The organism is Luteibacter sp. HA06, from assembly GCF_054061215.1.
The window spans coordinates 238,400-250,580 of the sequence record NZ_JBSSDZ010000001.1 but is presented as its reverse complement, the minus strand read 5'-3'; the positions used below and the strand labels follow the sequence as shown (position 1 = coordinate 250,580).

At 64.5% G+C, this 12,181-nt stretch carries 9 protein-coding genes; 5 read left to right on the top strand and 4 right to left on the bottom strand.

Annotation, left to right across the window (positions count from 1 at the left end):
- The first annotated feature begins 7 nt into the window (after positions 1–7).
- Positions 8–1,600: a winged helix-turn-helix domain-containing protein gene (locus ACVWWJ_RS01085; protein ID WP_456966457.1), complete on the top strand. Its 1,593-nt coding sequence runs from the start codon at positions 8–10 to the stop codon at positions 1,598–1,600.
- Here ACVWWJ_RS01085 and ACVWWJ_RS01080 read toward each other — a convergent pair.
- Together ACVWWJ_RS01080 and ACVWWJ_RS01075 are read right to left on the bottom strand one after the other, a co-directional pair.
- Positions 1,573–2,679: a serine hydrolase domain-containing protein gene (locus ACVWWJ_RS01080; RefSeq protein WP_456966456.1), complete on the bottom strand. Its 1,107-nt coding sequence runs from the start codon at positions 2,677–2,679 to the stop codon at positions 1,573–1,575. The two genes, ACVWWJ_RS01085 and ACVWWJ_RS01080, sit on opposite strands and share 28 nt — an antisense overlap.
- An 86-nt stretch (positions 2,680–2,765) precedes the next feature.
- Positions 2,766–3,749, bottom strand: a complete 984-nt coding sequence (locus tag ACVWWJ_RS01075) for a LysR family transcriptional regulator (protein ID WP_159889056.1) — start codon at positions 3,747–3,749, stop codon at positions 2,766–2,768.
- A 193-nt stretch (positions 3,750–3,942) separates the two neighbouring features.
- Between ACVWWJ_RS01075 and ACVWWJ_RS01070 the strand changes: the two genes are divergently transcribed.
- The 4 genes from ACVWWJ_RS01070 to ACVWWJ_RS01055 are packed head-to-tail and all read left to right on the top strand — an operon-like array spanning position 3,943 to position 10,554.
- Positions 3,943–5,151 carry an efflux RND transporter periplasmic adaptor subunit gene (locus tag ACVWWJ_RS01070; protein WP_456966455.1) on the top strand — a complete coding sequence of 403 codons (1,209 nt, stop codon included), beginning with the start codon at positions 3,943–3,945 and terminating at the stop codon, positions 5,149–5,151.
- Between the two features lie 5 nt (positions 5,152–5,156).
- Entirely contained in the window at positions 5,157–8,348 is a 3,192-nt protein-coding gene (locus ACVWWJ_RS01065; RefSeq protein ID WP_456966454.1) for an efflux RND transporter permease subunit, read from the top strand.
- Between the two features lie 2 nt (positions 8,349–8,350).
- Positions 8,351–9,784, top strand: coding sequence for an efflux transporter outer membrane subunit (locus ACVWWJ_RS01060; RefSeq protein ID WP_456966453.1), 1,434 nt, complete (start codon positions 8,351–8,353; stop codon positions 9,782–9,784).
- On the top strand, positions 9,781–10,554 hold the full coding sequence (locus tag ACVWWJ_RS01055; RefSeq protein ID WP_159889048.1) for an SDR family NAD(P)-dependent oxidoreductase: 774 nt from the start codon (positions 9,781–9,783) through the stop codon (positions 10,552–10,554). Before ACVWWJ_RS01060 ends, ACVWWJ_RS01055 begins: the two co-directional genes overlap by 4 nt.
- 132 nt (positions 10,555–10,686) lie before the next feature.
- On the opposite strand, the gene ACVWWJ_RS01050 is transcribed toward ACVWWJ_RS01055, so the two are convergent.
- Together ACVWWJ_RS01050 and ACVWWJ_RS01045 are read right to left on the bottom strand one after the other, a co-directional pair.
- Positions 10,687–11,853, bottom strand: coding sequence for an AI-2E family transporter (locus ACVWWJ_RS01050; RefSeq protein WP_456966452.1), 1,167 nt, complete (start codon positions 11,851–11,853; stop codon positions 10,687–10,689).
- Positions 11,850–12,179, bottom strand: a complete 330-nt coding sequence (locus tag ACVWWJ_RS01045; RefSeq protein ID WP_159889046.1) for a hypothetical protein — start codon at positions 12,177–12,179, stop codon at positions 11,850–11,852. The genes ACVWWJ_RS01050 and ACVWWJ_RS01045 overlap by 4 nt, the downstream gene beginning before the upstream one ends.
- Positions 12,180–12,181: the final 2 nt, after the last annotated feature.

The following is a 12,181-nucleotide window of genomic DNA, read 5'->3' as shown; positions in this document are numbered from 1 at the left end:
GCCGGCCATGACCTCCCGCTATCGTCTGCTCGATCTCACGATCGACCTGGCACGCCAGCGGGTGGCGCGCGGTGACACCGCGCTCGATGTCACCGGCCTCAGTTTCCAGCTGCTGGCCTGCCTGCTCACGCGCGGTGATCGTGTCGTCGGCTTCGACGAGCTGATGGACGTCGTCTGGGCACCTGCCGTCGTGAACGAAGAGACGGTAACGCAACGCGTGCGCCTGCTGCGTCAGGCGCTTGGCGACGACGCGCGCCAGCCGCGTTATATCCGTACGGTGCGCGGACGCGGCTACCAGCTGGGTGCGCCGCCCGAACCTCTCGGTGACGAATCCCAACGCCGGCGACCTTCCCTGTGGCCAGCCTTCGCCGCCGTGGGCGTACTGGCCGCCGTCGCGCTGGGTGCCGGCTTTCTCGCCCGTGAGCAAAAGCCTGTACCGACCGCGCAGCAGGAGCTCATCCAGCGCGCGTACTGGTACGCGGCCATGGGTCAGCGCGATAACAACGAACGCGCACTGGCCCTCTACGATCGCGCCTTGCACGAAGCACCCGACGATGCCGATGCACTGACCGGCGCGAGCCGTACGCGGTCGGCGCGCACCTGCCTCTACAACACCGGTGAAGAAGATGCCCGCGACGCGTTGCGCCTCGCGAACCGGGCCGTCTCCCTGCGGCCGGACCTTGCCAGGGCCTGGTCCGCGCTGGGCTACGCGCACGACTGCCTCGGCGACATCTCCGGGGCGATTGCAGGTTACGAACGCGCTGTTCGACTGGATCCCGCCGATGATGCAAGTCGCTCCTCGGCCGCCTATCTCTATCAGGAGCAAGGTCACCTGGCCGATGCCCTGCACCTGAATCTCGACATGCACGGCGACCCGGCACGCGTGCGCTTCCGCGACGTGCAGGTGGCGCGCGAGTTCGAACTGCTCGGTTTCGACGGCGCCGCTGAAACGCGGTTTCGCCACGTTTTCGAGTTGTCTCCCGACAACGTCTTCTCCAACATGGCGTGGCCCGCCTTCCTGTTCGCGCACGGGCGTTTCGACGAAGCACGTGCCGCAGTGAACGAGGCGCGATCACGCGGCACGCCCCGTGCGGAAATGGCCCAGCTCGACGGCGAGCTTGCCCTGCGTCGAAGCGATCGCGTCGCCGCCGCGAACGCCTTCGCCGAGGCACACGCGATTCGCCCGGACTCGAGGCTGCAGACAACACTCGCCGCGGTCTACGGAACGACCCCGGTGAGTGCAGCGTGGCTCCAGCAGCGGATCGCGGACACACGCCACAACCTGGCCGACGATCCCTGGCCGTCCAGCCGGATCGAGCTCGCGGTCCTGCTCCAGGCTGCCGGAGATCCGCGCGGCGCCATCGCAGCCCTATCCGATGCGGTCGACAAAGGCTGGCTCGACGCGGGTTATCTCCGCGCCTCACCTCTGTTTTCGTCGGTCGCGAGTGATCCCGCCTTCGATGCCGTCCTTGCCGCGATCGGGCGCCGCGTTGCGGCCGAACGCGAGCGCGTCCTCACCGCCCCGTGGTGTCCTGCCGAGCTGAAGATCCGGCAGGCCACCTGGGAAGAACGTCAGCGTGGCAGGGACTTGAGGATGTAGTCGCGGAGAATCGCCTGCGACTGGGGATGGGCGAAGCTCTTGTTGTAAGCCTGGCTCGTGATCACGGCGACCAGACCACGCTCGGGCAGGACGAACACGTAGTTGCCGCCGTTACCGCTCATCGCCCACACCTTCGTCTCCACGCCATGGACAGGGAAGCGAAACTGCCACCAGAGATAGCCGTAGTCGGCGTCGTCGCGGGCCTGGGCGTGCGGTGTGAGCATCGCCGCTACCCATGCCTTGGGTAGCACCTGCCTGCCGTGCCACCGGCCGCCCTCGGTAATGAGAAGGCCGATCTTCGCGAGGTCACGCGAGCGGTATCGCGTGCCCCCGCCGCCCATGCCGACGCCTTCGCTCGAGGTATTCCACTTCACCTGAGTGATGCCCAGCGGTTGTTCCAGCGCCTCATGGGCGAACCGGGCCAGGGGCATCTTCGTCGCCCGCTCGACCACCGCGCCGGCGAGGAACGCGCCGGCGGTGCAGTACGAGAAAGTGCGGCCGTAAGGCGAGTCCTTCGGCCGGCTCACCCACGGCGCATACCCACGAATCGGGATGTTCAGCGCGAAGTCGAGCCAGCGCTCGGAGACGTACATGCGCTCCTCGTTGCCCGCCGAGAATTGATTCTCGTCATCACATTCGAGGATCGAACTCATCGTGATGAGGTCTTCAAGCGTGATCGTCGCGCGCCTCGGGTCCGGGTGATCGATGGCGATCTCCGGGAAGTAGGCGTAGACGGGCGCCTTGACGTCTGGAATCGCACCCTGCTGGATCGCGGCGCCGACGAGCATGGCCGTCAGGCTCTTGCTGGCCGAACGGACGTCGTTGAGCAGGTCGGCTGAGCCGTCGTTGAAGTAATGCTCGTAGACCAGCCGGCCGTGGTCGACCACCAGGACACTGGTGATCATCTTGAAGCTGCCGTCAGCCATCTTGTCGTCGAGGCTGGCAAGCGTGCCGGCGTCCCAGCCGAGTTTGCCCGCGTCAGCGACAGGCCAGCCATCGGCGGCGGCGGGCGGCTGGTATTGGCTCGCCGCCACGGGGAGGGCGGCGGCGAGGATCAGAGAAACGAAGGTGCGGCGCATGACAGGAGCTCCACGGAAGGAGCCCCGAGTGGACCGTCAGGCGCTGTGAAGCGCCTGAAGTCCGTATGAAGTTTTATGAAGCGGCCTTACGCGACCGCCGCAATCGGCGCCGGACCGGCCTTGCGGATGCGATCCAGCTCGGCCATCTGTTGCTGCACGATCTGGCACTGCGGCGTGCTGGTGCGCTGAAACAGCTCGCTGGTCCACTCGATGAAGGCCTGGACGCGGGCCGACAGGTGGCGCTTCTGCGGATACACGATCCAGAGGTTGGAGCCTGTGGAGATCGTGTCGGTCATGATGATTTCGAGCAGGCCCTTGTCCAGCGCGCTTGCGGCGAGGCAATGCGGCGCCTGGATCACGCCCAGCCCGGCTATCGCCGCCTGGATCACCGATTCGCCGTCGTTGATCATCATGTGGGCATCGACATCCACGGAGACGCGGCCGCTGGGCGAGTCGAACTGCCACTGCGACGGCTTGCCTGTGCTGGGATGGACGAAATTCACCGTGCGGTGCGTCTTGAGGTCCTCGATGGTGGTCGGGACACCGTGTCGGGCCAGATAGCCCGGCGAGGCGCAGAGCACGTTGCTGAAGTGACCGATCTTGCGCGCGATCAGGCTGGAATCCGCCAATTCACCCATGCGGATGGCGCAATCGAACCCTTCCTCGTTCAGGTCGAACGGGAAGTCGCACATGGTCAGTTCCAGCCGGATATCGGGGAACTTGGACTCGAATTCGGCGAGATTGGGGATGAGCGCCGCACGGCCTACAGCTGAAGAAGCCGCCACCCTCAGCTTCCCTGCAGGCTTGGTTTTCGCGTACCCGAGGGCCTCCGTCGCCTCCGTCAGATCCGCAAGGATCTCCTTGCAACGCGCATAGAACGCGGAGCCATCGTCGGTTAACCGCAGCGAACGTGTCGAACGGAAAAACAGCCGGGCGCCCAGACTCTCCTCCAGGCGTGAAATAGCCCGGCTGACACCCGAGGGCGTCATCTCCAGATGCTGCGCCGCAGAAGAAAAGCTCTTGGCCTCAACCACGCGGACAAAAACGCTGATAGCGGAAAAGTCTTCCATCGCCGACTCCGGGGATCTTCATTCGTGACTGTGAATCACAGGCGCGATGATTGTAGACCCATTTAAGCCTTGACAGGCAAGGCTTAGATTACGCCCCCTGAGACGGACCGGCTTGATCTCAACCAAGGTTGAGGTTGCATCCTGCACCGCCGCACGACTTTTCGCCTACTTATCAAGCTCTCAGGACATCGTCATGAAGAAGAAACTCCTGTTCGGTTCGTCCGCGCTCGCCGTCGCGATCGCCTCGGCGCTCTGGCTCAGCACCGGCAGCGCGCCGACCCACGCCGCCGAGCCCGCTGCCGCCAAGCCGGCGCCGGAAGTGACCGTGGCCCAGGTGCTGCTGCGCCCGGTCTCGGATTCCAACGCATTCACCGGCCGGATCCAGGCCGTCGACACGATCCAGATCAGGCCGCGCGTCAGCGGCTACGTGGACACCGTGCATTTCCGTGAAGGTGCCACGGTAAAGAAGGGTGACCTGCTCTTTACCATCGACCCGCGCCCGTACCGCGCCGAGAGCGACCGCCTTGCCGCCAATCTCGCCCAGGCGAGGGCAGAAGCGAAGAACGCCGATGCGAACGCTGCGCGCGGCAGCAAGCTCGTCCAGCAGCACGCTGTGTCGCAGGAAGAAGCCGATCGCCTCGATACCGCCGCCGCAAGCGCCAAGGCGCAGGTCGCTTCGGTCCAGGCCGCGCTCGATAACGCGCGCCTGAATCTCTCCTTCACCGAGGTTCGCGCGCCGGTCGACGGCAAGGTCAGCAATGCCCAGATCACCGCGGGTAACCTGGTGACGCCGACCGACACGCTGACCAGCGTCGTCACCGTCGACCCGATGTACGTCTACTTCGATGTGGATGAGCAGACTTTCCTGAAGCTCGATCGCCTGCGCCGCGCCAACGGTCACGCGCCCGACGTGGAAATGGGCCTGGCCGACGAGCAGGGTTATCCGCACATCGGCAAGATCGACTTCGTCGATAACCAGATCCGCGCCGGCGCCGGCACGATCCGCCTGCGCGCCGTCTTCCCGAATACGGATGGCGAGTACACCGCTGGCCTCTTCGCTCGTGTCGAATTGCGCAGCGGCAACACCCAGCCTCGCGCGCTCATTGATGACAAGGCGGTCGGTACCGACCTCGGCAACAAGTTCGTCTACGTGGTCGGCAAGGACAAGAAGATCGAGTACCGCCGCGTCTCCACCGGTGCACTGGTGGATGGCCTGCGCGTGGTCGACTCGGGCCTCAACGCCGAGGACGTCGTCGTCGTGAACGGCCTCCAGCGCGTGCGTCCGGGCGTGGAAGTGAATGCGAAGCGCGTGGCGATGGCCTCGCTGGTGCCGGAAAGCGCGCGTAACGTCGCCGCCGCCCGTCCTGCCGGCGTCGACAGCGTGGCGAAGACCCAGGACTGATCCTCATGAAAATCGCGCAATATTTCGTCGAACGCCCCATCCTGGCGGGCGTGCTATCGGTGCTGTTCCTGATCGCGGGCAGTATCGCCGTGTTCAAGCTGCCGATCAGCGAATATCCGGAAGTCGTCCCGCCGACCGTCGTGGTCAAGGCGAGCTACCCGGGTGCCAACCCGAAGGTCATCGCTGAAACCGTCGCCACGCCGCTCGAAGAGCAGATCAACGGCGTGGAAGGCATGCTCTACACCTCCTCGCAGTCCACCAGCGATGGACAGATGACCCTTACGGTCACCTTCGCCCTGGGTACCGATCTCGACAACGCACAGGTGCAGACGCAGAACCGCGTGTCGCAGGCTTTGCCGCGTTTGCCTGAGGAAGTGCAGCGCCTCGGTGTGACGACGACCAAGAGCTCGCCCGACCTGACCATGGTCGTGCATCTGACCTCGCCGGACAGCCGTTACGACATGCTCTACCTGTCGAACTACGCCCGTACACGCATCAAGGACCAGCTTGCCCGTCTCGACGGCGTGGGCGATGTCCAGCTGTTCGGCGCAGGCGAGTACAGCATGCGTGTGTGGATGAATCCGGAAAAGCTGGCCATTCGCAACCTGACCACGGGTGACGTGATCAAGGCCGTGCGTGAGCAGAACATCGAAGTCGCCGCTGGTGCGCTCAATGCACCCCCGGGCCCGAACTCGAATGCTTTCCAGGTCAACATCAACACGCAGGGTCGCCTCGTTACCGAGGACGACTTCCTCAACATCATCGTACGCAGCGACGCCACCGGTTCGGTCACCCACCTGCGCGATGTCGCTCGCGTGGAACTGGGCTCGAACAACTATGCGCTGCGCAGCCTGCTGAACAACCGCGAGGCCGTGGCGATTCCGATCTTCCAGCGTCCGGGCTCGAACGCCATCGCAATCTCCGATGAAGTGCGTGCCGAAATGGCCACGCTGAAGAAGGACTTCCCGCAAGGCGTCGATTACACCATCGTCTACGATCCGACCGTATTCGTTCGCGGCTCGATCGAGGCCGTGGTGCATACGCTGTTCGAAGCGATCATCCTCGTCGTGCTCGTGGTCATCCTGTTCCTGCAGACCTGGCGCGCATCGATCATTCCGCTTGTCGCGGTGCCGGTATCGCTGATCGGCACGTTCGCCGTGATGTACCTGGTCGGCTTCTCGCTCAACGCGCTGTCGCTGTTCGGCCTGGTGCTGGCGATCGGTATCGTCGTCGACGATGCAATCGTCGTGGTGGAAAACGTCGAGCGACACATCGAGCATGGGCTCGATCCGAAAATGGCCACGCGCCAGGCCATGACCGAAGTGACCGGCCCGATCGTCGCCACGGCGCTCGTACTGTGTGCGGTGTTCGTGCCTGCGGCTTTCATCAGCGGCCTGACCGGTCAGTTCTATCGCCAGTTCGCCCTGACCATCGCCATCTCCACGGTGATCTCCGCCTTTAACTCGCTCACCCTGAGCCCGGCGCTCGCCGCGCTGCTGCTGAAGGGCCGTGATGAGCCGAAGGACAAGCTCACGGTGTTGATGGACCGCAGCCTCGGCTGGATCTTCCGTCCGTTCAACCGGACCTTCGAACGCGCCTCGAACACCTACGTCGGTGGCGTGAAGAAGATCCTGCGTTTCGCCGTGGTGATGCTGGTGCTCTACGCCGGACTCGTCGGACTGGGCGTGCTTGGCTTTGCCAGGACTCCGACCGGCTTTGTGCCGCCGCAGGACAAGCAGTACCTCGTCGCCTTCGCGCAGTTACCGGATGCCGCTTCGCTGGATCGCACGGAAACCGTCATCCGCGAAATGGGCGACATCGCCCTGAAGGATCCAGGCGCCGCCAACGCGGTGCAGTTCCCGGGCCTGTCGATCAACGGCTTCACGAACAGCACCAACTCGGGCATCGTCTTCGTCACACTGAAGCCGTTCGAGGAACGTCGTGACAAGGATCTCTCCGCCGACGCGATCGTTGCTCGCCTCAATGCCAAGTTCGCGTCTATCCAGGGCGCGTACATCGCGATCTTCCCGCCGCCGCCGGTAAATGGCCTCGGTACGATCGGTGGTTTCCGCATCCAGCTGGAGGATCGTGGAGACCTCGGCTTCGACGAACTCTACAAGCAGACCCAGGGCATCATCGGGGCCAGCCAGAAGACGCCGGAGCTCGCGCATCTGTTCAGCAGCTTCCAGGTGAATGTCCCGCAGTTCGACGCCGATATCGATCGTGAGAAGGCGAAGTCCGAGGGTATCGACCTGGGCGACGTGTTCCAGACCATGCAGGCCTACCTTGGCTCGCTCTACGTCAACGACTTCAACCGCTTCGGCCGCACCTACCAGGTGAACGTGTCCGCGGAGCCGTCGTTCCGCCATGAGCCATCGGACGTGGTCGGGCTGAAAACCCGCAACGCCGCCGGCGACCTCGTGCCGCTGGGCTCGTTCCTGACCATGCGCCAGACCAACGGCCCGGACCGCGTGCAGCATTACAACGGTTACCCGACGGCCGAGATCAACGGTGGTGCAGCGCCGGGCTACAGCACGGGCCAGGCACAGGAAGCGATGGAGAAGCTGGTCAACACGAGCCTGCCGAACGGCATGAGCTACGAGTGGACCGAACTGACCTATCAGCAGATCCTTGCAGGCAACACCGCGGTTCTCGTGTTCCCGCTGTCGGTGCTGCTGGTGTTCCTGGTGCTGGCCTCGCTGTATGAAAGCCTCAGCCTGCCGCTCGCGGTCATCCTGATCGTGCCGATGGTGCTGCTGTCCGCGATTGCCGGCGTGATCGTCACCGGTGGCGACAACAACATCTTCACCCAGATCGGTTTGATCGTGCTGGTGGGCCTGGCTTGCAAGAACGCCATCCTGATCGTCGAGTTCGCTCGCGAAGCGGAGATCGAAGGCATGAGCCGTGTGGATGCCGTGCTCGAAGCGGCCCGCCTGCGACTGCGCCCGATCCTGATGACCTCGTTCGCCTTCATCATGGGCGTGGTCCCGCTGGTCACCTCGCACGGCGCCGGTGCGGAGATGCGTCACGCGATGGGTGTGGCGGTATTCGCCGGCATGCTCGGCGTCACCTTCTTCGGTCTGATCTTTACCCCGCTCTTCTATGTGCTGATCCGCGGTTGGAACGAGCGCACCATCGCAAATCGTGCGGCCCGCCGTGAACGCCGTCTCCTCGAACACGCGGCCCGGGAGTCGTGATCATGAAAACCATGCTTCGTAGTACGGCGCTGTTCGCCGCCCTCGTCCTCGCCGGTTGCGCGAGCGTCGGGCCCGATTACCACGCGCCGAAGGAAGCGCCGGTCACCCTCCAGGGGCTCGACCCGGCGCGGCAGACCAGCGCGGATTTCCAGGCGCAGTGGTGGAAGCAGTTCGGCGATCCAACGCTGGATAGCCTCATCGTCCGCGCTGCCAAGGGCAGCCCGGACCTCAGGATCGCCGTGGCTCGCCTTAACCAGGCGCGCGCTGCCCTCGGCACCGCGAAGTCGCAGCAGATTCCGGATGTCGAGACGGGCGTGTCCTATACGCGCAGCCGGGAACAGCAGCCTGGATTCACCGACCAGCGCGTGACGACCACGGCCTACCAGGCTGGCTTCGATGCGTCGTGGGAGCTCGACCTGTTCGGCGGCATCCGTCGCTCGGTCGAGGCTGCACGTGCCGACGCCGGCGCTGGCGAGGCGTCCCTGCAGGACGCGCAGGTCACCCTGTTTGCCGAAGTGGCGCGCAACTACTTCGACCTGCGTGGCACCCAGCTGCGCATCGACGTGGCCAAACGCGACATTACCAACCAGCAGGACTCGCTGAAGGTGATTGCTGCGCGCGTCGAAGTCGGTACCGGTGCCGAGCAGGATCTTGCCTCGGCGAAGGCGCGTCTCGCCGCGGTGGAAGCGCAGCTACCCGTGTTTGAAACCCAGGCCCAGGCTGACCAGTTCCGCATTGCGGTGCTGCTTGGCGCACGCCCGGGTGAGCTGGACGTCGATCTGTCGCCGGCCACGTTCAAGCCGATCGACGTGAGTCTCGCCATCGGCGGCGCCGATGAGGTACTTCAGCGCCGTCCGGACATCCGCATCGCCGAGCGCCAGCTCGCCGCAGCGAATGCACGTATCGGCGTGGCCAAGGCCGACTACTTCCCGCATATCACGTTGGGCGGTTTCGTTGGCTTTCTCGCCGGTCGCAGCAACGACTTTGGTGGCGCTGACTCCCGGGCATGGTCGCTGGCGCCGAGCATCACCTGGCCCGGTCTCAACGTCGAGCGCGTCGCCTCCGGCGTGAAGGGTGCGCGGGCACGAGCCGAGGAGGCCCAGGCCAATTACGACCGTACGGTGCTTACCGCACTGGAAGACGTCGACAATTCCCTCGTCGGCTTCAACCAGCAGCGTATCCGGGTAGAGAAGCTCATCGTCCAGGCCACCGAAAGCCGTCGCGCGGCCGAATTGGCCAAGCTGCGCTACGAGGCCGGTCGCACCGACTTCCTCGAGCTGTTGGACGCCGAGCGCACGCAGCTCTCGGCCGAGGACCAGCTCGCCGAAGCCGAAGCCGCCATCAACACGCGCGCGGTTTCGCTGTACAAGGCATTGGGTGGTGGTTGGCAGGCCTGCGGGAACAGCGCGTGTAGTGAGGTTGCGAAAGCCCCATGAGCGCCGCAAAGGTTCATCGCCTGCCCGTGCAGACGAAGCGATCGAACCCGACCGCCGTGGAACCGCCGCTCACCCAGCGCATCGCGCTGGTGAGCGGCGCCAATCGCGGTATCGGACTTGAGGTGTCAAAGCAGTTGGCATCGCTGGGCGTCACCGTATTCATGGGCATGCGTCAGCCCGCGAAGGGCGAGAAGGCACTGAAGGCCGTGCGCGACATGGGCGGCGACGCTTTTTCCATCAAGCTCGACGTGACTCGCACCGCCGATATCGAAAGCGCCATTGCCAGTATCGACGGCCGTTTCGGACGGCTCGATATCCTGGTCAACAACGCCGGCGGTTATTTCGATCACGACGCGCGCATATCGAAACCCGATCTCGATGCGATCCGCGGCGCCTTCGATACCAACCTGCTTGGTGCGTGGTGCCTCACTGCGGCGGCACTGCCGCTGATGCACCGCCATGGCTATGGCCGGGTGGTCAATGTTTCCAGCGAGTGCGCCGTGAGCAACATGTGTGGAGAGACGGCCCCTGCCTATCGAATTTCCAAGGCGGCCCTGAATGCCTACACCCAGGTCGCCGCGCGCGAACTGGAAGGAAGCGGCATCCTGGTTAACGCCGTCTGCCCGGGCTGGACGGCCACCGCTCTCGGGGGCAGTGGCGGAAGGCCAGTGGCCGAGAGTGCGGAAGGCATTGTCTGGGCCGCGCTGCTCTCCGAGCGCGAATCGGCTAACGGCGGGTTTTTCCGGGATCGGTTGAAGCTCGGCTGGTAGAAAACTGTTTGCGAGACCATTTTGCGCATATGTGCGCAAAATGGTCGAAAAGTCTGGATTTCAGGTATTTTCGTCGCTTGCAGTTTACGACGGCAGCGGCGTAGGCGGCCGTCCGCTTCAAGGGAAGTCGCCTCAGCGCGAGATCATGTGCGCAAACCATTCCCACCCGCGCAGCTTGGCCGTGATGAGCTTCACGCAGGTAAGCATCGGTACGGCCAGAAGCGCCCCGGGAATGCCCCAGATCCAACCCCAGACCAGCAGCCACAACAGGATCGCGACAGGACTGAGCCGGGACCGGCGTCCCTGCAGCATCGGCGTGAGCAGGTTGCCTTCGATTGCCGTGATGCCAGCGAACGTCGCCGCAGGCAACAGCGCGGGGCCGAGCTCCTGGAAGTGGAGAACGCCGACTACCGATAGAATCGTCGTCGTCGTGATCGCACCGACATACGGAATAAAGTTGGCGATGGCTGCGACGGAGCCCCAGAGCAAGGGATCGGGCACGCCATAGAGGTAGAGCATTCCCGCCGTGACCAGGCCGAGCGTCACGTTGATCGCGGCGGTGAGCAGCAGGTAGCTGGACACTCCCGTCTGGATGCTGCGCACGATACTCACCGTGTGTCGCTTGTACGCGAACGTGGGTGATATCTCGACGGCTCGTCGCAGGATCTCGTCGCCATAGACGAGGAAGAAGAACACCAGAAGCGCCACGGTCAGCACGCTGGCGAGCACCTTCGGTGCGCCGGCGACGATGTCCCAGGCGGTGAAATTGAAATCGTTGGTGGCCTGCGGCGCATTGCGCGCGACCGCGCCACCGACCAGCGTTTGCGTCGCGCGACTCGCCGCTTCGATCTGCTGCGTCATCGGTTTGATCTTCGGCGCGAAAGTCCGCATCGCAGCCGGCGCTTCGTGGAACCAGTTCAGGGCAGGCGTAGCCAGCGTCGTCACCGCCGAAACCAGGCCGAGTCCGAGAAGCAGCATCACGGTCACGGCGGCAAACCAGCGCGGGAGACGAACGCGTGCGGCGGCCACCACGATCGGATTCAACGCCAGTCCGATGAAGGCGGCGAGGACGAGCGGAACCAGCAACGATTTGCCGATCGCCACCGTGTAAACGGTGGCGAGGAGAATCATGCCCGTGAGCGAGATACGGATTGCCCGGAGATGACGCGATATGCGCCGGGTGCTCCGGCTGCTGCCGGGTTTGCGGCGCGACCGCGCGAGCGCCAGTGACGACACCGCAACGCCGGGAGGCGCTATCGAGGGCTCGGGAACAGGTAGGGGGCTGGGGAAGTCGCTCACGCGACCTCGTCGGCCGCATCGGCCGTGGCATCGGCGGCATCGCCGGCGAAATCACCGAGGAAACTGCCTGCTGCCATGGAGATCACTTTGCTGATGATGTCTGCGGTGCCGCCCGCAACGAGACCGCTGACACCGGGTACCGCGAGCGGATTCACCTTGATGCTGCTCATGAGGACGCCCGACCCGGCAGCGATGCCCAGAACGGTGAGCGGATATTCGTAGCCTCGGGCGATAAGCGCCGCTGCCGGCTGTACGGTCTGCTCTCGCGCTATCGCCACCTCGGCTCGCGCCTTGGTCACCCTGGCCATGCTTTTAAAGATGCCCATCG

Bases quoted from the DNA above. Each gene is read 5' to 3' on its own strand.
- ACVWWJ_RS01085 (WP_456966457.1), top strand. From the start codon at position 8: ATGACCTCCCGCTATCGTCTGCTCGATCTCACGATCGACCTGGCACGC.
- ACVWWJ_RS01080 (WP_456966456.1), bottom strand. From the start codon at position 2,679: ATGCGCCGCACCTTCGTTTCTCTGATCCTCGCCGCCGCCCTCCCCGTG.
- ACVWWJ_RS01075 (WP_159889056.1), bottom strand. From the start codon at position 3,749: ATGGAAGACTTTTCCGCTATCAGCGTTTTTGTCCGCGTGGTTGAGGCC.
- ACVWWJ_RS01070 (WP_456966455.1), top strand. From the start codon at position 3,943: ATGAAGAAGAAACTCCTGTTCGGTTCGTCCGCGCTCGCCGTCGCGATC.
- ACVWWJ_RS01065 (WP_456966454.1), top strand. From the start codon at position 5,157: ATGAAAATCGCGCAATATTTCGTCGAACGCCCCATCCTGGCGGGCGTG.
- ACVWWJ_RS01060 (WP_456966453.1), top strand. From the start codon at position 8,351: ATGAAAACCATGCTTCGTAGTACGGCGCTGTTCGCCGCCCTCGTCCTC.
- ACVWWJ_RS01055 (WP_159889048.1), top strand. From the start codon at position 9,781: ATGAGCGCCGCAAAGGTTCATCGCCTGCCCGTGCAGACGAAGCGATCG.
- ACVWWJ_RS01045 (WP_159889046.1), bottom strand. From the start codon at position 12,179: ATGGGCATCTTTAAAAGCATGGCCAGGGTGACCAAGGCGCGAGCCGAG.